This is a genomic window from Pseudomonas sp. UYIF39, assembly GCF_029963765.1.
In the GTDB taxonomy this organism is placed as follows: domain Bacteria; phylum Pseudomonadota; class Gammaproteobacteria; order Pseudomonadales; family Pseudomonadaceae; genus Aquipseudomonas.
The window spans coordinates 261931-283982 of the sequence record NZ_JALBYU010000007.1 but is presented as its reverse complement, the minus strand read 5'-3'; the positions used below and the strand labels follow the sequence as shown (position 1 = coordinate 283982).

Here is a 22052-nt window from a genome sequence, read left to right as displayed (position 1 = left end):
CCTCTTGTTTTTATTGTTTGAGGCGCAGGCATCCACCCTGTGGGAGCGGGCTTGCTCGCGAAAGCGGTATGTCAGTCAACAATGATGTTGAGGCTGATGGCCCCTTCGCGAGCAAGCCCGCTCCCACAGGTTCTGTGGCGCTGATGTGTTAGTGCGGGTGGGCGTGGCAGTCGTTGATGGCCGCGCGTTCGGCGCCGCCGAGGATGTTGAACAGCAGGTTCAGCGACAAAGCACTCAATGTCGCCATGGCGATTCCGCTGTGGGTGATCGGGCTCATCCACAGTGGCAGGTGGGCGAAGAACTCCGGACGGACCACCGGGATCAGCCCCATGCCAATGCTCACCGCCACCAGCAACTGGTTGCGACGGTCACCGATGTCGGCTTCCTGAAGAATCTTGATGCCGGTGGCGGCGACCATGCCGAACATCGCAATCGCTGCGCCGCCCAGTACGGCGGGTGGAATCGAGGCCACCAGAAACGCCGCTTTCGGCAACAAACTCAACACCACCAGCATACCGCCGGCGACGATGGTCACCGAGCGGCAACGCACGCCGGTCATCTGCACCAGGCCGATGTTCTGCGCGAAAGAGGAGTGGGTGAAGGTGTTGAAGAAACCGGCGAAGAACGAGGCGCCGGCATCACACAGCAAGCCGCGACGGAGCATTCGTGGGCAGACGTCCTGACCGGTGATTTTGCCCAGCGCCAGGAACATCCCGGTGGACTCGACGAAGATGATCACCACCACCAGGCACATGGACAGGATCGGTGCGAGTTCGAATTTCGGCATGCCGAAATGCAGCGGGGTCACGAATTGCAGCCACGGCGCCTGGGCCATGCCGCTCAGGTCTACCATACCGATCAGGCCGCAGAGTACGTAACCCAGGCACATGCCGATCAGCACGGAAATGTTGACCCAGAAACCGCGCATGAAGCGGTGGACCAACAGAATGGTGGCCAGCACTAGTGCGGCGATGGCCAGGTAAATCGGCGAGCCGAATTGCGCGGCACCTGCACCGCCGCCGGCCCAGTTCACAGCCACGGGGAACAGCGACAAACCGATCGAGGTGATGACTGTGCCGGTCACCAGAGGCGGGAAGAAACGCACAACTTTGGACATGAATGGCGCGATGATCATGCCGAAGAACCCGGCGGCGATGGTCGCGCCGAAGATCCCTTGCAGACCGATGCCCGGCATGCCGGCCATGGCCACCATGCTGCCGACAGCGGCGAAACTGGCGCCCATCATCACCGGCATGCGGATGCCCATGGGGCCGATGCCCAGCGACTGCACGATGGTAGCGATCCCGGCCACCAGCAGGTCGGCGTTGATCAGGAAGGCGATTTCTTCACGACTCAGGCCTGCGGCCTGTCCGATGATCAGTGGCACAGCGATGGCTCCGCCGTACATCAGCAGAACGTGTTGCAGGCCGACCAGGATCAATTGCAAAAGGGGTAAACGCTGAATGGCGGGTGCGTCGGGGATGCGCGCTTCGGATAGCTCGGACATGCAACACCTCGGATCTTTTTTATTCTTGTGATTTTTGTATCTGGGGGGGGGGCCGCGGCGCGGCCAATCGCGAGCAAGCTCGCTCCCACAGGTCCTGTGTAATCCCTGTGGGAGCGAGCTTGCTCGCGATGCTTTTGCTACTTAATTGGTTGGAGCTCCCTGAACAATCCACGCACCGATCAGGTCACGTTCCTGCTGGGTCATCTGGGTGATGTTGCCCAGTGGCATGATCTGGCTGGTGACGGCTTGAGCCTGGATGCGTGCAGCGTTCTGGCGGATCTGCTCGGGGGTATCGAACATCACGCCAGCCGGTGCAGCACTGAACAGCGGGCTGGTCGGTTTGGCCGAATGGCAAACCGCGCAACGCTCCTGGATCACACTGTGAACCTTGTCGAAACCGGGGCCGGCGTTGGACGCCTGAGCCGGTGCAGCGACAGGCGCAGCAGGTTTCGCCGCTTCAGGTTTCACTCCACCACCGAGAGCGGTTTCCGGCAACGGCTGGTACTCGATGGTGCCAGGCGCCTTGGCTACTTCAGGGGCGCTGGGCATCTGCGCCGGGCCAGTCACGTAAGCCAGACAGATCATGCCCACGGCCGCAACGGGCAGGGTCCAGGCAAATTTGTGGCTGTCATGACGGGTGTTGAAGTAGTGACGCACCAACACCGCGAGCACCGCGATCCCGGCCAGGATCAGCCAGTTGTATTGGCTGCCGTAGGTGCTCGGGAAGTGGTTGCTGATCATGATGAACAGCACCGGCAAGGTGAAGTAGTTGTTGTGACGCGAACGCAGCAGACCTTTGGCCGGCAGCGCCGGATCGGGCGTGCGGTTCTCGGCAATCGCGGCAACCAGTGCGCGCTGGGCCGGCATGATGATGCGGAACACGTTGCCGACCATGATGGTGCCGATGATCGCGCCGACGTGCAGGTACGCACCGCGACCGCTGAACACTTTGCTGAAGCCGTAAGCGGCGCCAATGATCAGCACGAACAGGATGAAGCCGAGCAAGGCAGGGCGTTTGCCCAGGGCCGAGTCGCAGAGGAAGGAGTAGACGAACCAACCGACGAACAACGAGGCAATGCCCAGTGCGACCCCTTCAGGGCCGGTCAGGCTGCTGCCCGGTGCCAGCAGGTACAGCGTCGGGTTGGAGTAGAACACCACGCACAGCAGCGCGATCCCCGACATCCAGGTGAAGTAGGCTTCCCATTTGAACCAGTGCAGGTTGTCCGGCATGGTCGGTGGAGCCAGTTTGTATTTTTCCAGGTGGTAGATACCGCCGCCGTGGATCGCCCACAGATCGCCGGCCAGACCACTTTTCGGATTGACCCGATTGAGGTTGTTTTCCAGCCAGACGAAATAGAACGACGCACCGATCCAGGCCACGCCAGTAATCATGTGAACCCAGCGCACGCTAAGGTTCAGCCATTCCAACAGATGTGCTTCCACAGTCTTTACCTCTCGCCTGTCACTCTGTTGTCGAGTGATCAGACCTTCTCTTATTGGTGGGGGGCAAGGATCAAACGCTCATCCTCTTTGAAAAAATGCTCATCGCAGTTATTGCCTGTGCCACTGCGATCAACCACCAGGAAGTCATCCCGCTTTTCGATCGTCAGCACCGGATGGTGCCAAACGCCGCGATGGTAATTAATGCCCTGCCTGCCGTTGGTGACGAAGGCGCGGACCAAGCCTGATACAGGTTCATCGCCAAGTGGCGCGACCACGATCAGAAAAGGGTTGCCGAGCAGCGGAATGAAAGCCTGGCTGCCCAGCGGGTGACGCTCCAGCATGCTGACGGTCAGCGGCATGTCCTGCGCGTCGGCGCGGAAGATGCTGATGATCGCGTTGTCCTCTGGCGTGGCGGTTTCCACCGTCGCCAGTTTATGGAAGCGCATGGTCGAACCGTTGTTGATCATGAAGTGATCGCTGCCGTCGGTTTCGATCACGTCACCGAAAGGGGCGAAGGCTTCTTTGGTCAGCGGTTCAATCGTCAATGTGCGCATGCTGGTCTTCTTACCCTGAATTCGTTGTTGTCTGTTCTGACGCTATCGCGAGCAAGCTCGCTCCCACAGGGAAACGCGGTCAAATGTGGGAGCGAGCTTGCTCGCGATTGGGTTCAGCGCTTATTTAGCGACCTTGCCGAGAACGCGCAGGCGGCTAACACCACCGTCCGGGAACACGTTCAGGCGGATGTGGGTGATTGGGTCCAGCGCCTTGATCTGCTCGGCGAAGGTGTGTTCGGCGTGCATTTCCAGTTTCTGCGCCGGCAGCAGTTCGCGCCAGAACAGCGATTGGGTTTCGATCTGGCTGTCGGTACCGCCCTTCACGAACGCGCCCTGGATCGAGCACGTGTCCGGGTAGTTGCCCTTGAAGTGCAGGGTGTCGACGATGACTTTTTCGATCTCGCCGGCATGACCCAGCGCGACAATGACCCAGTCATTGCCCGGCGTACGGCGACGTGCAGTCTCCCAGCCGTCGCCCATGTTGATGCCACGGCCCGGGTTGAGGATGTTGCTCATGCGACCGAAGTGTTCGTCGGAGCAGGCGAGGGCGCGGCCACCGTTCAGGGCTGCTGCCAGATCAACTTGCTCGTTGTCGCCCACAGCGGACCAGTTGCGGAACGGAACACCGTAAACGCGCAGACGGGCCACGCCACCATCCGGGTAGATGTTGAAGCGCAGGTGGCTGAACGCCTGGTCGTTGCTGATTTCGTGGTAGTGGTGGCTGTTGCCTTGCAGCTCGACGGCGGACAGCACTTCAGTCCACTGGGTGTTGTCGTCTGGCTCGCCCGAGGCCAGGAAGCAGGCTTCCAGGGAGGCCGACGGCGGGAAGTTGCCGGTGAAGAATGAAGTGTCGATGTCCACGCCCTTGATCGAGCCCGGAACGCCCAGGCGGATCACCGCGCTGTCGTAGCCTTCGAAGCGCTTGCGGCGCGACTCCCAGCCGTCCATCCACTTGCCGTTGTCATCGAACACGCCCTCCTTCCACACAGCCGGGGTCGGCTGGAACAGGCGGTTGGCATCAGCGAACCAGTCATCGGTGACCGAGATGATTTTGGTGCCCAGGCGGGCGTCGGCCAGGTTGACGAACTTCTCGAAAGGTACGGCGTAAGCTTTCATTCTTCTTGTCTGCCTTTAATTAGTTGGCTTGGGATGCTTGCAGTGCCCTGGGTGTCTTCGCGTTTTAAACCCTCGGGCAAGGCTCGCTATAGGGTCAGTAATCGGAACAGGGCGATCTTATTGATCTCTGCCAGCGCGCACTTGAACTCGGTGTCTTCCGGGTTGTGAATGCGCGTTTCGAACGCCGCGAGGATCTGATGCCGGTTGCTGCCTTTTACCGCCATGATGAAGGGAAACTTGAACTTGGCTTTGTAGGCGTCGTTCAGCTCGGTGAAGCGCTGAAACTCTTCGGCCGTGCATTGGTGAATACCGGCGCCAGCCTGTTCATTGGTGCTGGCTTCGGTCAGTTGGCCCTGGACGGCCGCACGGCCTGCCAGGTCCGGGTGAGCGTTGATCAGAGCCAGTTGGCTCTCGTGATCGGCGCTCAACAGGATGTCACTCATGCGCTGGTGCAGGGTTTCGATCTCGTCGATCGAAGCGTCCTGGCCCAGGTCGAAGGCCTTTTCGGCCACCCATGGCGAGTGTTCGTAGATGTCGGCGAAAGCGGCGACGAAAGCGTCGCGGCTCAGGGTTGATGGTTTCAGTGTCTGGAAGTGGCTCATTTGGCGGCCCCTTGGTACGGGTGGGCTTCGTGCCAGTGGCGAGCGATGTCGACGCGACGGCTGAACCACACCTGTTCATGACTTTTAGCGTATTCGATAAAGCGTTTGAGCGAGGCCAGACGCGCCGGACGGCCAATCAGACGGCAGTGCAGGCCGATCGACAACATCTTCGGTGCTTCGGCGCCTTCAGCGTACAGAACGTCGAAGGCGTCCTTTAGGTATTCAAAAAAGTCGTCGCCCTTGTTGAAACCCTGGACCTGGGTGAAGCGCATGTCGTTGGTGTCCAGGGTGTACGGAATCACCAGGTGCGGCTTGCCGGTCGGGTTGTTCGGTTCCCAGTAGGGCAGGTCGTCGTCGTAGGTGTCGCAATCGTAGAGGAAACCGCCTTCTTCCATCACCAGTCGACGGGTGTTCGGGCCCGTACGACCGGTGTACCAGCCCAGTGGGCGCTCGCCGGTGATTTCGGTGAGGACGCGGATCGCTTCGAGCATGTGCTCGCGTTCCTGCGCTTCGTCCATGTACTGGTAGTCGATCCAGCGATAACCGTGGCTGCAGATCTCGTGGCCGGCATCGACCATCGCGCGGATCACGTCCGGGTGACGTTGGGCGGCCATGGCCACGGCGAAGATGGTCAGCGGAATGTCGAATTCCTTGAACAGTTTCAGAATCCGCCAGACGCCGGCACGGCTGCCATACTCGTAAAGGGATTCCATGCTCATGTTGCGCGCGCCTTGCAGCGGCTGCGCCGAGACCATTTCCGAAAGGAAGGCTTCGGATTCTTTATCGCCGTGCAGGATATTGCGCTCGCCGCCTTCTTCGTAATTGAGTACGAAGGACAAGGCGATGCGAGCATTGCCCGGCCAGTGTGGGTGAGGAGGGTTACTGCCGTAACCGATCAGGTCGCGTGGGTAGTCAGCGCTCACTGCAGTCTTCCTTCTTATTCGTTCGACTTGTTCAAGGTCAGGTTTGTGAGGCGGCCTGCAGTGTGATGACAGGCTGGCGTCACAGCGATGGGCTGATTGTATACAACTTTATATCCACTTTGTAAGCCTGTTTTTTTGCATTTTTCACTGACTGCCACCTTCACATGTTATTGCAAGAAACCTGCCTGATCGGTCAGCTAATCGATGAAGGGTCCTTTGATCTTATGGTTCGGCGTCAGATTCGATACGAATCCAAGAATGGTGGGCATAGTGCTAAAAATCTCGTTTTTATTGTGTACAATTTTTTTGAAAAGTGTCTTAATCAGTCGCTCGCCGCAGCGTTTCGTGCTCCGAACCGGTGCGGTCTCCTTTTCAACTGACTTCGGGAGGCGCGAGGTCTGACTGCTCCACGCAGGCAGGCGCGCAGAATCAATGGGACGTTTGACTACTCACGTTTTAGACGCTGCACATGGGTGCCCGGGCAGCTCGATCAAGGTCGAGTTGTATCGCGTTGAAGGCTCGCAGCTGGAATTGGTCGCCACTGCGATGACCAACAGCGATGGCCGGGTCGATGCACCGCTGCTGCAAGGCGATGACTACCGCTCCGGGGTCTATCAGGTTCAGTTTCATGCGGGCGATTACTACCGCGCCCGTGGCGTTCAGTTACCGGAACCTGCGTTCCTGGATGTGGTGGTGCTGCGCTTCGGCATCTCTGCGGAGCAGGATCACTACCACGTGCCGTTGCTGATTTCGCCGTATAGCTATTCGACCTATAGAGGAAGCTAGGACTTTCCCCCCAAAAATCCTGCGCATATAGCTTCTTTGGTCTTTCGCCCGCTCACACTGCGGGCTTTTTTTTGCCTGCCTGAAAGTCAAAAGATCTTAGCGGCTCAACAACGAAGCCGCACCGGCACCACTGAACAACCCCGCACTCACCCGGTTAAACCAGCTCTGCCCCTTGCCGCTGCGCAAATACCGCGCAGCACCATGTGCCCCGAGGCCATAAGCCAACTTGCACAGCAAATCCAGCACGGTCCAGGTCGCAATCATCACCAGCAATTGCGGCAGGAATGGTTGCTCTGCACTGAGGAACTGCGGCAGGAATGCAGCAAAGAACAGAATGTCTTTCGGGTTGCTCGCGCCCAGCACAAACGCGCGCCCGAACAGTGCGCGAAAACGTGGCACTGGCGCGGCCTGGGGCACTTCAGCGCCGTGGGAGGGCAGGCGCGATTGTTGCCAGCTCTGCCAAGCCAGGTAGAACAGGTACAGCGCACCGACGATCTTCAAGGCGCTGAACAACTGTTCCGATGCCAGCAGCAAGGCGCCCAAACCCAGCGCCGACGCACTGAGCAAACAGATCGACGCAATCACGCCCCCCAGAAACGCCGGGTAAGAGCGGCGCAAACCGAAATTCAGACTGTTGCTGATCATCAGCAAAGACAGTGGCCCCGGGATCAGGATTACCACCAGCGCAGCGCCGCTGAACAGCAGCCAGGTTTCCAGACTCATCACTTTCCTCCATTTGCACAAAAGCCTCACCCGACGGGGTGAGGCTGTTTTGAAACACTGTTTTTGAAACGTAGACGGCTTACAAGAAAATGAACTTGGCGATGAAGATCGCGCAAAGCACCCACAGGCTGACGGAAATTTCCTTGTGCTTACCGGTGAAAGCCTTCAGCACCACATACGTGATAAAGCCCAGCGCGATGCCGTCGGCGACCGAGAAGGTCAGGGGCATCATGATCGCGGTAACGATCGCCGGAATACTGTCGGTCGCTTCGTCCCATTCGATGTGCGCCATACCGCCCATCATCAGCATCGCCACATAAATCAGCGCACCGGCGGTTGCGTAAGCGGGGATCATGCCAGCCAGCGGTGCGAAAAACATTGCGGCAATAAATAGCACACCTACGGTCACGGCGGTAAGACCAGTCCGACCACCAGCGGCTACACCCGCGGCACTTTCCACGTAGCTTGTGACCGGGGGAACGCCGACCATCGCACCGAATACGCTGGAAGCACTGTCGGCTTTCAGGGCGCGGGAGAGGTTTTCGATCTTGCCGTCAGCGTTCACCAGACCGGCGCGCTGGGCGACGCCCATCAGGGTGCCGGCGGTGTCGAACATGTGTACAAAGAGGAAGGCTAGCACCACGCTGATCATGCTGATGTTGAACACGCCCGCGATGTTCATGGCCATCCAGGTCGGCGCCAGGCTCGGCGGAGCGGACATGAGGCCCTCGTAGTGCACCAGGCCCAGGCCCCAACCCGCCAGGGTGACGGTGATGATGCTGATGAGAATCGCGCCAAATACTTTGTGGTAGCTCAATACAGCGATCATCAGGAAGCAGATGGCGGCCAGCAGCGGGCCAGGTTCGCGCAGGGAGCCGAGCTTGATCAGGGTGGCCGGGCTGTCGACCACGATGCCTGCGGTTTTCAAGCCGATCAGCCCCAGAAACAAGCCCACGCCGGCACCCATGGCAAAGCGCAAACTCACCGGGATGCTATTGAGCAGCCATTCGCGGATCCGGGAAAAAGTTAGAAACATGAACAACACACCGGAAACAAACACCGCGCCAAGGGCGGTTTCCCAGTTGTAACCCATGGTGCCGACCACGGTGTAAGTGAAGAAGGCGTTAAGGCCCATGCCCGGCGCGAGCCCGACCGGCCAGTTGGCGTACAGGCCCATCAACAGGCAACCCAGCGCGGCGGCGATGCAGGTGGCGACGAACGCTGCACCGTGATCGATCCCGGCGTCGGCCATGATGTTGGGGTTGACGAAGATGATGTAGGCCATGGTGATGAAGGTTGTCAGACCGGCAATCAACTCGGTCTTCACCGTGGTGCCATGCAAGCTGAGTTTAAAGATGCGCTCCAGCCAGCCATTGCGTAACGGCGGCGAGAGTTCCAGCGTCGGGGCTTCGGATTTGCGGCTTTCCACAGCGAGTACTCCTCAAGAGTTTTATTGTTATTTCCAGGTCCGGACCCATGAGGGTGGCAGCGGCCCTTTGAGGTACTTGCGAATTTGTTGACCTCTTGGTCAGGAACTCGCACGAAGTGGATTATGCTTTTGTATACAAATAAAGCAAATAATGTTTTTGAGTTTGTAGACGAAAAGTTTGTTGATCGGGATATATCGGCTATCAGCTTGGAAAGACCTAGGCTTTACCCAGCGCCATGTTCACAGCCAACCACCCGTTCACTGCCGTCTCCCCAGCCTCGGCAAACACCCGCTCCAGTAACTTCACTTGCTCGCGCCGCAACGACTGCTCAAACCGCGCACCATCGTCGGTCAGCTCCAGCAACCGCTTACGCTTGTCGGTTTCGGACGTGACACTGTTCACCAAATGCATCTCCACCAACTGGCGCAGGGGAATGTTCAGCGCCTGCTTCGTCACCCCGAGCGACGCCAGCAACTCCTTGACGCTCAAGTTCGGGTAGCGGGCGATGAAAAACACGATGCGTTGATGCACCCGGCTCAAGCCGCGACGCTCGAGCATTTCGTCGGCCTTCGCGGTGAACGCCTGATAACCGAAGAAAAACGCTTCCATCGCCTGTTGCTGAGTAGCGGGGTTTTTAAGGTCAATCATATTGACGTATCCGTTCGGTCTGTCGTAATTTCGGTCAATCAGTTTGACTCATTTTCCTCAGACCTCGCTACCGGTGACCCCATGGCATTTTCCGAACGCATCTCGCGCCTTAAAAGTTCTTTGATCCGTGAAATCCTCGCCGCCGCCCAGCGCCCGGAAGTGATGTCGTTCGCCGGCGGCTTGCCGGCCGAAGCCATGCTGCCGAAAGTCGAGTGGGCCGACATGCCGCTGTCCATGGGCCAGTACGGCATGAGCGAAGGTGAGCCGGCGCTGCGTGAAGCGCTGGCAGCACAGGCGCGGGCGTTGGGCGTACCCTGCGAGGCGAGTCAGGTGTTGGTGGTCAGCGGTTCCCAGCAAACCCTCGATCTGGCGGCCAAGCTGTATATCGACAAAGGCACCGAAATTTTGCTCGAAGCGCCGACTTATCTGGCGGCGTTGCAGATTTTTCAGCTGTTCGGCGCCGACTGCATCACTGTCCCGCTGGAAGCTGATGGCCCGAACCTTGCGCAACTGCGTACTCGTCTGGAAAAACACTGTCCGGCATTCATCTACCTGATCCCGACTTTCCAGAATCCTTCGGCCGTGCGCTACAGCGAAGCCAAGCGCGATGCCGTGGCAGCCTTGCTGGATGAGTTCGGCGTGACCTTGATCGAAGACGAGCCTTACCGCGAGCTGACTTTCGACGGTGGCAGCGCCACACCGATTGTCAGTCGGTTGAAAAAGGCCAGCTGGATCTACACCGGCACCGTGTCGAAAACCCTGTTGCCCGGACTGCGAGTCGGTTATCTGATCGCCAGTCCGGATCTCTTTCCGCACTTGCTGAAACTCAAGCAATCGGCCGACCTGCACACCAATCGCGTGGGCCAGTGGCAAGCGTTGCAGTGGATCGGTACCGACAAATTCCAGCATCACTTGAGCGAGCTGCGAGGCTTCTATCGGGTTCGTCGGGACGCGTTCCAGTCAGCCCTGGAAACGCATTTTGCGGATTTGGCGAACTGGAACGTGCCGCAGGGCGGGCTGTTTTTCTGGCTGACTCTCAAGCAGCCGCTGGACACACGTACGTTGCTCAAGGCTGCACTGGCAGCGGATGTGGCGTTCATGCCGGGCGAACCATTCTTCCCCGAACCAGACAGCAATCCAGGGCATTTGCGCCTGAACTTCAGCCACATCGACCCGGCTCGGCTGGACGAAGGGCTCAAACGGCTGGCAGCGGTGGTGCGTCAGGCTCAGGCGGCAAAAGCCGCTTGAGGCTGCTTGTGCGAGAGGATGCAGAAACAATAAACCGGCCAATGGGCCGGTTTATTTTTGTCCGAAAGCTGTTGTGCTTCAGGCTGCGGCAAACCGCTTGTCCAGATAATCGATGATTACCTTGGACTCATACATCCAGGTCGTCTGGCCATTCTCTACGATGCGCAGGCACGGAACCTTGATTTTGCCGCCCTGTTCCAGAAGAGCCTGGCGATCCTGTTCGTTGTTCTTCGCGTCGCGCAATGCCACCGGCACGTTCAAGCGGCGCAGGGTACGGCGGGTTTTCACGCAGAACGGGCAGGCGTGGAACTGATACAGGGTCAGGTCCTTGGCGGCCGTCTCGACCTGAGCCTGAGCGGCGGCAGGGCGCTGCTTTTTGCCTGGGCGGGTAATGAAGTCGATGAAGATGATCAGTTGGCCAAGGCCGACACGAAGCGCTTTTACGAACACGATATAAGCCTCACAGGGGCAAACAGAAGGCGCGCAGCTTACCTGATTTTTCACAGACGAAAAAAAACCGGCGATGAATGCCGGTTTTCTTCTGCTGCGAATTACTTGATCAGGCTGAGAAACTCGCTGCGGGTGGCCGCGTTTTCGCGGAACTCACCGAGCATCACCGACGTGATCATCGACGAATTCTGTTTCTCCACACCGCGCATCATCATGCACATGTGCTTGGCCTCGATCACCACCGCAACGCCCAGGGCGCCGGTGACTTGCTGGACCGCATCGGCGATCTGGCGGCTGAGATTTTCCTGGATCTGCAGGCGGCGGGCGTACATATCGACGATCCGCGCGACTTTCGACAGGCCCAATACCTTGCCGCTGGGGATGTAGGCGACGTGAGCCTTGCCGATAAACGGCAGCAGGTGGTGTTCGCACAACGAGTAGAGCTCGATGTCCTTCACCAGCACCATTTCGCTGTTGTCAGAGCTGAACAAGGCACCGTTGGTGACCTCTTCCAGTGTCTGTTCATAACCGCGGCAGAGGTACTGCATGGCTTTGGCGGCACGTTTTGGCGTGTCGAGCAGGCCCTCGCGGGAGACGTCCTCGCCCAGTTGGCCGAGAATCGCGGTGTAGTTCTGTTCCAGTGTCACAGAGGCTGATTCCATACGGGTTTCAGAGGGGTACTGTTTCTGTCTGTACCCATTTTGTACCAATCAAGCTGTTTTCGAGCTTCCCGAGTTCGCCCCAGTCTGTGCTGGCGTTGATCCATCGGGCGTAGGTCGATAGCAAATCTGAACGCTATGACCGAGCTGAGTGGCAATAAACGCAGGGTTCATCCCCGACATGAGGCACATGGTAGCGTATGTGTGCCGGCAGTTGTATTGCCGGCGGGCGCGAATCCACAAATCGGTCATTTCGGGTTTGCGCATCCCGCTACACCCTGTCACCAAGGTGCAGCAGTGATGCTTTCCTGAAGCCTGTATTGCTCAGCAAGCCGAGCAGGTTGTATCAGGCGTGAGTGATCGACAGATCGCTGATGATGCAGACAGAACCGTCTTGCGGGTCGGTGGTGTCGGAGTAATCGATCTGGTTGTACACGCCACCGTGGAAGGCCAGTGTTTTCGTATCCCAAGTGTTGTCGAGACGCATGATCGCGGAAGTGGATTTGACTCCATTACAGCTGGCGGATACAGAGACGGCGCCGCTCGAATTGGCGTGAATGTTGATTTTGAAAAGTGCACCGAGCGGCACGTTCTCCAAAATCGTCGAGTTCACCGGATCGTCCTGGAGGTAACTGGTTCGGAACCCCATCGTGATTTTTCCCTTGTTCCAGAACACCTTTACCGGAGGTCGCTCTGAATCCTTCACATGGATCTGGCCGATCACGACTTTCTGTAGCGAGTTGACCTTCATCAGTCGCATTTCTTGTCGGTTCCAGTGGTCCGTTGCGCTGGAGAACAGCCAATAGCCTGGCTCTTTCCACTCGCAGCGGGTTCGTAGCGTGCTCTTGCTCGAGGCTCCAAGTGTCGGCGCCGTCATCTGCAGCGAACCATCGTCAAGCATTGAGATAACGTCGGGACATTCGAGAAGCGCGCGCCAACCGATGAGCTCAAGTGCAATCGGGTTGGTATCGGAGATTGGAAGCGGGGTAGCGATGGTGAAGTTGCTGATGTCTACAGTCATGGTTTTTGCCTCAGTCCATTGATGTCGCTTTTTGCTCTGGTGAGCCTTGCGTTTGATGCAGGCCTACATCCCACTGCCCACTCAGTGAATGGGCAGAAGTGATGCTTGGCAGCTTCCGATCGACTCCCCGTCGGCCTGAGTTAAAATATTGGCATTCCTATATTTTGTGTCAATGGGTATTCCCATATTTTATTCCGCGGCTATATTCCAGGTACAAAAAAAGCCCACGCTTGGCGGGCTTCTCTTGGATGGGCGTCGATTTGCCGTATTGCACGTAATGGCACTGGACGCTCCCGAATCACCGTAACTCAGTTCACCGCGAATACATCGCCCACCAAAAAACATGACCCAAGATTGCGAGCTGCTGCTCCTGGATCTCGGCGAACGTGTAGTCCTCGTCCGGATGCTCGTCACGGTTGAAGCTGCGCAGGCGGATACCACTGGGCAGTCGGTAGACCTGTTTCACGCGGAGCTGGCCGTTGTGGTTGATCGCGTACATGTCGCCGTCGACGATGTCGCCCAGCGAGTTCTTACCGACGTTCATGCCAACGGTAGCGCCGTCGCGCAGTACCGGGAGCATGCTGTTTCCGCTCACCACCACGCACTTGGCGTTGTTGAACTGCACGTTGTTGTGACGCAGGTCTTTCTTGAAGAAGCGCAGCCTGGCGCTGTCGTTTTCTGCGATCACGAAACGGCCTGAACCGGCCGCCAGCTCGACTTCACGCAGGAAGGGGACATAAACCTCGTCGTCATCCAGGGGCGTGCTGTCGTCCCAAGGCCGGATGTCTGACATTGAAACGCTTGGAGGGGGGCGATTCAACGGAACAGCATCGGACACCCCTTTGAGCATGTCACCGACACCTTCAGCCAGCCACATTGGTGAAACGCCACACACTGAAGCGATCTGGGCAGCAAAGGCTGTTGCCTTCGATTTTCCGCGCTCGAGGTCGGAGATTGAGGTTTGCGTCAGGCCGGCGCGTTCGGCAAGCTCGGTCTGATTGAGCTTGGCGTGTTGGCGGGCTGCTTTGATTCGTTCTTTAAATTCCATTCGCAAAGTATTACGGGAGCTCCCATATCATTGCAAATCGTTATGTCTATAACTTGCTAGGGATAATCCCGTATGGGGTGTTATGAGTGCTATTTACTAGGCGACCGCTTTACTCGTCGCGACCTTCCATCATGGTCCGTTTGAGCATCACATAAACCGCTCCGGCGCCGCCGTGTTTCGCTTGGCACGAGGTGAAGCCGAGCACTTGTGAATGTTGGCGCAGCCAGGTGTTGACGTGGCTTTTGATCATCGGTCGCTTGCCGTCCAGGCGCACAGCCTTGCCGTGGGTGACGCGCACGCAGCGGATTTCGAATTTGGTCGCTTCGGCCAGAAACGCCCAGAGGGTTTCCCGAGCCTTTTCCACGTTCATGCCATGCAGGTCGAGGCTGCCTTCGAACGGAATCTGTCCGATCTTGAGCTTTCGCATCTGGCTTTCCTGAACACCGTCACGCGCCCACATCAGCTCGTCTTCCGGGCCAACATCGATGACGAACTGATCGGACAGCCCGTCAACGGTGGTGGCATCGGTGCGCACGGTGGCGGCCTGACGCAACTTGGCGATTTGCGCGCGGTCAGCTTTGGGTTTGCCGGTTTCTGCGCGATCGTGTTTGATCGGCTTGACGCCTTGGATCGCGCTTTTGAACAGGGAAAAATCGTCGTCTTGCATGTCAGCCTCCGCGAAGGGCGGCCAGTTTACCCAACTCGAAGCGAATGGGGCGCGAGAAAACGCGCAACACTCGACTCAGTCGTGCTTTTTCATCAAATGCGGGGAGATGTTCAGCTCTTGCGATTGCCGCGAGCGGCGACGGCAGCGACGCCACAGCCACACGCCGAGGTACAGCACGAACAGGCCAATCGCCAGAATCACTGCCGAACCGGCCCGGTTGGTATTCAACTCGCCCAAGGCGGGCGCGTGACCAAGCAGGCTGGCGGCACCGGCCATCGCCAGCAACACACCGCACATCGACAGCAAGGCAGCAAATGCCGCGCCGATTCGAAAACGCCAATTGCGTTGGCCTTTGGGCCGCAAGCGGCGAGCGTCAAAACCATCGGATAACTTCATTCCGACCTTCCTCAATGGGTATCGGCCCTTCGACCGGGAGTTGCCCGGGATGTTCCTGAGGCTAAGACAATTACAGCAAATGATAGATTTTTGCGGATGAGCGGCGGAATGGACCGCTCATCGAGCATCGATCAGATCAGTTCGTGAGTCAGCGCGAGGGTGGCAAAGTTGTCCGCCATGATCGCCATTTCAGTTTGTTGAACGTGTTCTGCGCTCAACACGCCGCCCTTGTAAGGCAGGTCGCGAGTCGCGCAGGCGTCTTCCACCAGCGTGCAACGAAAGCCCAGGTTCTTCGCGGCGCGCACCGTGGTGCTGACGCTGGAGTGGCTCATGAAACCGCATACGATCAGGTCCAGCGAACCGAGATTCTGCAGGCGTTCCAGCAGTTCAGTGCCGTGGAACGCACTCGGCAGCAATTTACCGATGATGGTTTCGTCGCCCTGTGGTTCCAGGCCCGGGATGAACTCACCGCGTTCGCCTTGTGGATCGAACAGCCCACCGACGGTGCCGAGGTGGCGGACATGGACGATCGGCCGGCCGGCTGCGCGGGCAGCGATCACCAGTTGCTTGATGTTCGCGACGGCAGCATCCATGCCGCTCAAGGCCAACGGGCCGTTGAGGTATTCTTTCTGGGCATCGATGATGACAAGGGTCGCATGGCTCAGAACGGCAGCTGCATAACCGCGGCCGCTGAGTTGAAACATCGTTTTTGGAACGGACATTCTGGGGCTCCTTCGAGTGGGGCTTTTGCGACATTGTCCTCTGGCTGAGCGCTTCTGTGAATCGCTACCATCGTAGGCGCCGTCTTTGCTGGCTCGCAGCCTTGTCAATAGACCCGTTTTGTTCAATAGGCGGCCGCAAAAATAGAATAGTCCTACATTAGCCCCGGTAGTTTTCCCGCGTCGTCGAGACGCGTTTTGGCTGTTAGAATCGCCAGTCGTTTTTTTTGGAGTTTGCCCCCGTGATCACTTCCCGACTTCGTACCCTGCGTGACCATATCCGTTGGGCCGTCAGCCGCTTCCATGGGGAGGATCTGTTTTTCGGCCATGGGACCGACAACGCCTGGGACGAAGCGCGTCAGTTGGTGTTGGGTGCCTTGCACTTGCCGTGGGAAATCGCCGACAGCTACCTCGACTGCAATCTTGAAGAAGACGAGCTGGTCAAGCTGCAACGCATGCTCAAGCGCCGTATCGAAGAACGCATTCCTACCGCCTACCTGTTGGGTGAAGCGTGGTTCTGCGGCATGTCGTTCATTGTTGATGAGCGTGTATTGATCCCGCGTTCGCCGATTGGCGAACTGATCGAAAAGCGTTTCGAACCGTGGCTGGGCGCCGAACCTGCGCGGATTCTCGACCTGTGCACCGGTTCCGGCTGCATCGGTATCGCCTGTGCCTACGAGTTCCAGAACGCCGAAGTGGTGCTGGCCGATCTGTCGTTCGAAGCGCTGGAAGTGGCCAACCAGAACATCGAGCGCCATGGCGTCGATGAGCGGGTGTACACGGTGCAGGGCGATGGGTTCGATGGTTTGCCGGGTCAGCGTTTTGACCTGATCGTGTCGAACCCGCCTTACGTCGATGCGGAAGATTTCGCCGACATGCCGGACGAATACCAGCACGAACCGGAGCTGGGCCTGGCTTGCGGTGATGATGGCTTGAACCTGGTGCGTCGCATGCTTGCCGAAGCGGCGGATCACCTGACCGAGAAGGGTTTGCTGATTGTCGAAGTGGGCAACAGCCAGGTTCACGTCGAGGCGCTGTACCCGGAAGTCGATTTCGCCTGGCTTGATTTCGAGCGCGGTGGGCATGGCGTGTTCATGCTGACGGCGGAACAGTGCCGTGATCATCAGGCCTTGTTCGCTTCCCGCGTTTAACCCGCAATGATCGCTCCCACGCAGAGCGTGGGAACGATCAGTTACCGGTGTGTAGCAATCCAGATCAACAACCCAGCCTGAAACACCGCAAACGCCACCAGACAGGTAATGGTAAAGCGCAGTCCGGCGTCTTCGCGCTTGTACTTGCTGACTTTTTCTTCGTGTTTCTTGAGTTTGACTTCCTGCTCGGCCAGATTTTGCTCGGCTTGCTGGAGCATCTGCGCCGCCTCAAGAATTTCCACGACCTGCAATTTTTCCGTACTCCAGTCACCCAGCAGGTCGCCGACCTGCACTTCTTTGACGCTGCCCTTCAAATGCTGGGCGTCGGCGTAGATCACGTCGAAACCGTGCATCCGCAAAAAATGATCGCGGCGCAGGCGAGTGTCTTCGTTCAACGCATCCTTGTTGTTCAGGTCTGTGCCGTCGACGGTGTAGCCGGGCCATCTCTTTTTCGCCCAGGTAATGCCCTGAGCGGCCATGAAGCGACCGATGCCACGGTTCATCGGTTCGATCTGCAAACCGCTGTCAGGCCCGAAATGCACGCGCTTGGTGGCGTGATCGACCCACACGTCCAGATGATTCTGTTCCTTGCGCACGCGCTGGCCGGGCAGCGAAATGCTCATGCGCATCAGGCTGTGTTCCTTGTTATTGCGCTCGGCGTAACCGAATTCAACAAAGCGCAGGGGCCGTCCGCCGGTGTTGCGGTCGGTTTGCAATGGCGCCAGACGGAGCATCTTGTGGTGCTCGGCGTGGACGTCCGCCCACGGCAGCTCGACCACTGGTGGTGTGTCTTTTTCAGCAGTGGTGTCGGGTGAAGTCTGGGTATCAGTCATAACGGCGAGATCCTGTCCAAGCTCTGCTTGCCGCCAGTCATAGCGCTGGCGACAAAGGCTTATCGGCCGTTTTTTTCAGGACTGGAGGGTTAGGGGGCGTTCTCAACCAGTTTTCACGCCCCCTGACACCGCTTAACTGGTGCGAAGTCCGTCAATAAACCTGAGGATTCGCGTGCCGAGTTCGGCCGCCAGCGGCAATTGCGGATCTTTGTAAGAGGCCAATTGCCGTTTTACATCGTTGGGCACGATGCGCATGACGTGGTTCATGCCTTCGATCAGCGCCAGCTCGGCGTCCGGTTTGGCGGCCTTCAACAGCTTGGCGTCACCGACACCGACCTGGATGTCGTTGCTGCCCTGGATGATCAGCGCCGGCATCTTCAACTTGGCGAATGCCGCCGCCGGGTCCTGGCGGAACAATGAAATCAGATACGGCTGCACGCTCGGGCGGAAAATCACCTGCAACTGCGGCGGCACGTTGTCGTCGGTGTGGCCGGCCTTGAGACTGTCGAGCAGTTCATTGCTGCGCAGCATCAGCGGTGGCGGCAGGCGATTGCTCAATTGTTGGCGCAGTACCTGATCGATTGGCCGGGCGCTGCCGGACATGGAGATGACCGCGGTGGCGTCCAGGCTCGGCGCCGCGAGGCTGGCGATCAAGGCGCCTTCGCTGTGGCCCAGCAGGATCAGTTGGCCAAAGCGCGGGTCGGTTTTGAGCTTGCGGCCCCAGGCCTCGGCGTCGGCTACATAGGCTTCCACCGAAAGGTTGCGCTCGTCCGGGGTCGCCGCAAGGCTCGCCGCCACGCCGCGTTTGTCATAACGCACGCTGGCGATGTTGTGTTTGGCCAGTACCCAAGCGAGACGCTTGAGGCTGTCGTTGCGTCCGCCGTCGGGGTTGTTTCCGTCGCGATCCGTAGGGCCGGAGCCGGAAATGATGAGGACAACCGGTACCGGCGTGTCGGACTTTGGCAGCAACAGCGAGCCGAAAAGCTCACCAGTGCCAGTGTCCAAAGTGATCGGGCGTTGCAGGACAGTGGCCTGTACAAAGCCGGTAAACAGGGTAAGGCTCAAGGCTATAACTCGCAGCATCATCACGCCATCATGAACAAGATGCCGGTTGGACTCGCAGGCACCCATAAGGTTCGAGGATGAACTAGTTGGGTAGCCTGCGTATACTGGCGCGCATTACGTATTTGGTTCGAATTCACGGAGCGTCCTGCATGTCCGGCAATACCTACGGCAAGCTGTTCACTGTCACCACCGCGGGCGAAAGCCATGGTCCGGCGTTGGTCGCCATTGTCGACGGCTGCCCGCCGGGCCTGGAGATCTCTCTGGAGGATCTGCAGCGTGACCTGGATCGCCGCAAACCCGGCACCAGCCGCCACACCACCCAGCGCCAGGAAGCCGACGAAGTCGAAATCCTCTCCGGTGTGTTCGAAGGGCGCACCACCGGTTGCTCCATCGGCCTGTTGATCCGCAACACCGACCAGAAGTCCAAGGATTACTCGGCGATCAAGGATCTGTTCCGCCCGGCCCACGCCGACTACACCTATCACCACAAATACGGCGAGCGCGATTACCGCGGCGGCGGTCGCAGCTCGGCCCGTGAAACGGCCATGCGTGTAGCGGCCGGTGCGATTGCGAAAAAATACCTGGCCACTCAGGGCATCGTCATTCGTGGCTACATGAGCCAGCTCGGCCCGATCGAAATTCCGTTCAAGACCTGGGATTCGGTGGAAGAGAACGCCTTCTTCAGCCCGGATCCGGACAAGGTCCCAGAACTGGAAGCCTACATGGACCAGTTGCGTCGCGACCAGGATTCGGTTGGTGCGAAGATCACCGTTGTCGCTGAAGGCGTAATGCCTGGCCTCGGCGAGCCGATCTTCGACCGTCTCGATGCCGAACTGGCCCATGCGCTGATGAGCATCAACGCGGTCAAAGGCGTGGAAATCGGCGCCGGTTTTGCCAGCGTTGCCCAGCGCGGCACCGAGCACCGCGATGAAATGACCCCGCAAGGTTTCCTCAGCAACAACGCGGGCGGCATTTTAGGTGGCATTTCGTCGGGTCAGCCGATCGTCGCGCACCTGGCGCTCAAGCCAACCTCGAGCATCACCACGCCGGGTCGTTCCATCGACATCCATGGCAACCCGGTGGAAGTCGTCACCAAGGGGCGTCATGACCCGTGCGTCGGCATCCGCGCCACACCGATCGCCGAAGCGATGATGGCTATCGTGTTGATGGATCACCTGTTGCGTCATCGCGGGCAGAACGCTGACGTGCGCGTGAGCACGCCGGTGCTGGGTCAGCTTTAATGGCTGACCTCATAGCCGCTGCGGTCTGACGACGGTGGCGGCGCTCCCGTACTGGCGGCTCTCCAGTTTCTATCTGTTCTATTTCGCCTTGCTCGGTTCAACAGCGCCGTTTCTGGCGCTGTACTTCGATCACTTGGGCTTTTCCAGCGCACGCATCGGCGAGCTGGTGGCGATCCCGATGCTGATGCGCTGCGTGGCGCCGAACATCTGGGGCTGGCTCGGTGACTACACCGGCCGACGCCTGGCCATCGTGCGCTTCGGTGCGGTCTGCACGCTGCTGACGTTTTCGCTGATCTTCGTCAGCAAGACCTACGCCTGGCTGGCGATGGTCATGGCCTTGCACGCGTTCTTCTGGCATGCGGTGTTGCCGCAATTCGAAGTCATCACGTTGGCGCACTTGCAGGGCCAGACTAACCGTTACAGTCAGATCCGCCTGTGGGGTTCCATCGGTTTCATCATCACCGTGGTCGCGCTTGGCCGGCTGTTCGAAGGGTTGAGCCTGGATATCTATCCGGTGACGCTGGTGCTGATCATGGCCGGGATCGTGGTCAGCAGCCTGTGGGTGCCCAACGCTCAACCGGCCCAGGGTGAAAGACAGGCGGGGGACGGTTTCCTCAAGCAGTTGCGCAGTCCCGGGGTGTTGGCGTTTTACGGTTGCGTGGCGCTGATGCAGATGAGCCACGGTCCTTATTACACCTTTTTGACCTTGCACCTGGAGCGGCTCGGGTACAGCCGTGGGCTGATCGGCGTGCTCTGGGCGGTCGGTGTGGTCGCCGAAGTCTTGATGTTTCTGGCCATGAGCAAGATCCTCGCGCGCTTCTCCGTGCGTCGGGTGTTGCTGGCGAGTTTTCTGCTGGCGGCGTTGCGTTGGTTGTTGCTCGGTTCGTTCGCTGAGTTCCTTTGGGTGCTGTTGTTTGCCCAGGTACTGCACGCGGCGACATTCGGCAGCTTTCACGCAGCTGCCATCCAGTTCGTGCAACGTAGCTTCGGCGCGCGCCAACAAGGGCAGGGCCAGGCGTTATACGCCGCACTGGCCGGCACTGGCGGCGCACTGGGCGCGTTGTATTCCGGCTACAGCTGGAATGCTCTAGGCCCCGCATTGACCTTTAGTATCGCCAGTCTCGCAGCCTTCGCGGCAGCCGTTATCATTGCCACACGTATGCAAGAGGACAGGCCATGAGCCTCACCCGTGAGCACCTCGCCCAGGAAATCATCGATGCCGGGCGTTTTCTGTATGGCCGCGGCTGGTCGCCGGCCACCAGCAGCAACTACTCGACGCGCCTGTCGCCGACGCAAGCGCTGCTGACGGTGTCCGGCAAGCACAAAGGCCAACTCGGCCCCGACGATGTGCTGGCGACCGATCTGTCCGGCAACAGCCTGGAACCGGGCAAAAAACCATCCGCCGAAACCCTGTTGCACACCCAGCTCTACAGCTGGCGCCCGGAGATCGGCGCGGTGCTGCACACGCATTCGGTGAACGCCACGGTGCTGTCGCGCCTGACGCCGCAAGACTTCATCGAGTTTGAAGACTACGAACTGCAAAAAGCCTTCAGTGGTGTGTCGACCCACGAATCCCGGGTACGTGTGCCGATTTTCGACAACGATCAAGACATTGCACGCCTCGCCGCCAAGGTGCAGCCTTGGCTCCAGGCCCATCCCGATTGCGTCGGTTACCTGATCCGCGGCCACGGTCTCTACACCTGGGGCGCGCGCATGAGCGATGCACTGCGGCAGATCGAGGCCTTTGAATTTTTGTTCGAGTGCGAGTTGAAGACGCGCTCGCTCTCGAACCATAAAGCATGAACCGTTAAGGAGTTGCCCT

Annotated in this window: 24 protein-coding genes and 1 pseudogene; 6 read left to right on the top strand and 19 right to left on the bottom strand. The window is 58.8% G+C overall.

Annotated features, from left to right (window positions below; all coding sequences use genetic code 11):
• Positions 1 to 148: 148 nt before the first annotated feature.
• The 6 genes from MO767_RS12525 to puuE all read right to left on the bottom strand — a co-directional run bounded on the left by MO767_RS12525 (position 149) and on the right by puuE (position 6145).
• Positions 149 to 1507, bottom strand: a complete 1359-nt coding sequence (locus tag MO767_RS12525; protein ID WP_282480743.1) for a nucleobase:cation symporter-2 family protein — start codon at positions 1505 to 1507, stop codon at positions 149 to 151.
• A 141-nt stretch (positions 1508 to 1648) separates the two neighbouring features.
• Positions 1649 to 2950, bottom strand: a complete 1302-nt coding sequence (locus MO767_RS12520) for a urate hydroxylase PuuD (RefSeq protein ID WP_282480742.1) — start codon at positions 2948 to 2950, stop codon at positions 1649 to 1651.
• Between the two features lie 50 nt (positions 2951 to 3000).
• On the bottom strand, positions 3001 to 3504 hold the full coding sequence (locus MO767_RS12515) for an ureidoglycolate lyase (protein WP_007960046.1): 504 nt from the start codon (positions 3502 to 3504) through the stop codon (positions 3001 to 3003).
• Between the two features lie 120 nt (positions 3505 to 3624).
• Positions 3625 to 4620: an allantoicase gene (gene alc / locus MO767_RS12510; protein WP_282480741.1), complete on the bottom strand. Its 996-nt coding sequence runs from the start codon at positions 4618 to 4620 to the stop codon at positions 3625 to 3627.
• 86 nt (positions 4621 to 4706) lie between these two features.
• The gene (gene uraD / locus MO767_RS12505; RefSeq protein ID WP_282480740.1) at positions 4707 to 5222 is read right to left on the bottom strand and encodes a 2-oxo-4-hydroxy-4-carboxy-5-ureidoimidazoline decarboxylase; all 516 of its coding nucleotides are present in this window, start codon (positions 5220 to 5222) and stop codon (positions 4707 to 4709) included.
• Positions 5219 to 6145: an allantoinase PuuE gene (puuE, locus tag MO767_RS12500; protein WP_282480739.1), complete on the bottom strand. Its 927-nt coding sequence runs from the start codon at positions 6143 to 6145 to the stop codon at positions 5219 to 5221. Before puuE ends, uraD begins: the two co-directional genes overlap by 4 nt.
• A gap of 432 nt (positions 6146 to 6577) precedes the next feature.
• Here puuE and uraH point away from each other — a divergent pair, with 432 nt between their 5' ends.
• The gene (gene uraH, locus MO767_RS12495; protein ID WP_282480738.1) at positions 6578 to 6931 is read left to right on the top strand and encodes a hydroxyisourate hydrolase; all 354 of its coding nucleotides are present in this window, start codon (positions 6578 to 6580) and stop codon (positions 6929 to 6931) included.
• 96 nt (positions 6932 to 7027) lie between these two features.
• On the opposite strand, the gene MO767_RS12490 is transcribed toward uraH, so the two are convergent.
• The 3 genes from MO767_RS12490 to MO767_RS12480 form a co-directional block, all read right to left on the bottom strand.
• On the bottom strand, positions 7028 to 7654 hold the full coding sequence (locus MO767_RS12490; RefSeq protein ID WP_282480737.1) for a LysE family translocator: 627 nt from the start codon (positions 7652 to 7654) through the stop codon (positions 7028 to 7030).
• 79 nt (positions 7655 to 7733) lie between these two features.
• On the bottom strand, positions 7734 to 9053 hold the full coding sequence (locus MO767_RS12485) for an NCS2 family permease (protein WP_282480756.1): 1320 nt from the start codon (positions 9051 to 9053) through the stop codon (positions 7734 to 7736).
• 247 nt (positions 9054 to 9300) lie between these two features.
• Positions 9301 to 9732 (bottom strand): MarR family transcriptional regulator, encoded by a 432-nt coding sequence (locus MO767_RS12480; protein WP_282480736.1) that lies wholly within the window; start codon positions 9730 to 9732, stop codon positions 9301 to 9303.
• Positions 9733 to 9813: 81 nt separating this feature from the next.
• On the opposite strand from MO767_RS12480, the gene MO767_RS12475 reads away from it, so the two are divergent.
• Positions 9814 to 10980 carry a PLP-dependent aminotransferase family protein gene (locus tag MO767_RS12475; RefSeq protein ID WP_282480735.1) on the top strand — a complete coding sequence of 389 codons (1167 nt, stop codon included), beginning with the start codon at positions 9814 to 9816 and terminating at the stop codon, positions 10978 to 10980.
• Between the two features lie 78 nt (positions 10981 to 11058).
• Here MO767_RS12475 and MO767_RS12470 read toward each other — a convergent pair whose 3' ends face one another.
• The 8 genes and pseudogenes from MO767_RS12470 to MO767_RS12435 all read right to left on the bottom strand — a co-directional run bounded on the left by MO767_RS12470 (position 11059) and on the right by MO767_RS12435 (position 15943).
• Positions 11059 to 11430, bottom strand: a complete 372-nt coding sequence (locus tag MO767_RS12470) for a glutathione S-transferase N-terminal domain-containing protein (protein ID WP_282480734.1) — start codon at positions 11428 to 11430, stop codon at positions 11059 to 11061.
• A 101-nt stretch (positions 11431 to 11531) separates the two neighbouring features.
• Positions 11532 to 12077 (bottom strand): GTP cyclohydrolase I FolE, encoded by a 546-nt coding sequence (gene folE / locus MO767_RS12465; protein ID WP_010456659.1) that lies wholly within the window; start codon positions 12075 to 12077, stop codon positions 11532 to 11534.
• 22 nt (positions 12078 to 12099) lie between these two features.
• Positions 12100 to 12326, bottom strand: a pseudogene (locus MO767_RS12460) (site-specific integrase); the annotation flags it as partial.
• 109 nt (positions 12327 to 12435) lie between these two features.
• Complete coding sequence (locus tag MO767_RS12455; protein ID WP_282480733.1) at positions 12436 to 13110, bottom strand: polysaccharide lyase family 7 protein; 675 nt, start codon at positions 13108 to 13110, stop codon at positions 12436 to 12438.
• Between the two features lie 313 nt (positions 13111 to 13423).
• Positions 13424 to 14158: a helix-turn-helix transcriptional regulator gene (locus MO767_RS12450; RefSeq protein ID WP_282480732.1), complete on the bottom strand. Its 735-nt coding sequence runs from the start codon at positions 14156 to 14158 to the stop codon at positions 13424 to 13426.
• A gap of 109 nt (positions 14159 to 14267) precedes the next feature.
• Positions 14268 to 14825, bottom strand: a complete 558-nt coding sequence (locus MO767_RS12445) for a Smr/MutS family protein (RefSeq protein ID WP_056740389.1) — start codon at positions 14823 to 14825, stop codon at positions 14268 to 14270.
• Between the two features lie 75 nt (positions 14826 to 14900).
• The gene (locus tag MO767_RS12440; protein WP_282480731.1) at positions 14901 to 15221 is read right to left on the bottom strand and encodes a hypothetical protein; all 321 of its coding nucleotides are present in this window, start codon (positions 15219 to 15221) and stop codon (positions 14901 to 14903) included.
• Positions 15222 to 15352: 131 nt separating this feature from the next.
• Positions 15353 to 15943: a cysteine hydrolase family protein gene (locus tag MO767_RS12435; protein WP_282480730.1), complete on the bottom strand. Its 591-nt coding sequence runs from the start codon at positions 15941 to 15943 to the stop codon at positions 15353 to 15355.
• A 239-nt stretch (positions 15944 to 16182) separates the two neighbouring features.
• Between MO767_RS12435 and prmB the strand changes: the two genes are divergently transcribed.
• Positions 16183 to 17091 carry a 50S ribosomal protein L3 N(5)-glutamine methyltransferase gene (gene prmB / locus MO767_RS12430; RefSeq protein ID WP_282480729.1) on the top strand — a complete coding sequence of 303 codons (909 nt, stop codon included), beginning with the start codon at positions 16183 to 16185 and terminating at the stop codon, positions 17089 to 17091.
• Positions 17092 to 17132: 41 nt separating this feature from the next.
• On the opposite strand, the gene MO767_RS12425 is transcribed toward prmB, so the two are convergent.
• Together MO767_RS12425 and MO767_RS12420 are read right to left on the bottom strand one after the other, a co-directional pair.
• Positions 17133 to 17924 (bottom strand): hypothetical protein, encoded by a 792-nt coding sequence (locus MO767_RS12425; RefSeq protein WP_282480728.1) that lies wholly within the window; start codon positions 17922 to 17924, stop codon positions 17133 to 17135.
• Positions 17925 to 18056: 132 nt separating this feature from the next.
• Positions 18057 to 19055: an alpha/beta fold hydrolase gene (locus tag MO767_RS12420; RefSeq protein ID WP_282480727.1), complete on the bottom strand. Its 999-nt coding sequence runs from the start codon at positions 19053 to 19055 to the stop codon at positions 18057 to 18059.
• A gap of 83 nt (positions 19056 to 19138) precedes the next feature.
• Here MO767_RS12420 and aroC point away from each other — a divergent pair, with 83 nt between their 5' ends.
• From aroC to MO767_RS12405, 3 genes are read left to right on the top strand one after another with little or no spacing between them, the layout of a single operon-like run.
• A complete protein-coding gene (aroC, locus tag MO767_RS12415) occupies positions 19139 to 20230 on the top strand; it encodes a chorismate synthase (protein WP_128608335.1) in 1092 nt (363 codons plus the stop codon).
• Between the two features lie 34 nt (positions 20231 to 20264).
• A complete protein-coding gene (locus MO767_RS12410) occupies positions 20265 to 21410 on the top strand; it encodes an MFS transporter (protein WP_282480726.1) in 1146 nt (381 codons plus the stop codon).
• Positions 21407 to 22033, top strand: coding sequence for a methylthioribulose 1-phosphate dehydratase (locus MO767_RS12405; RefSeq protein ID WP_282480725.1), 627 nt, complete (start codon positions 21407 to 21409; stop codon positions 22031 to 22033). Before MO767_RS12410 ends, MO767_RS12405 begins: the two co-directional genes overlap by 4 nt.
• Positions 22034 to 22052 lie beyond the last annotated feature (19 nt).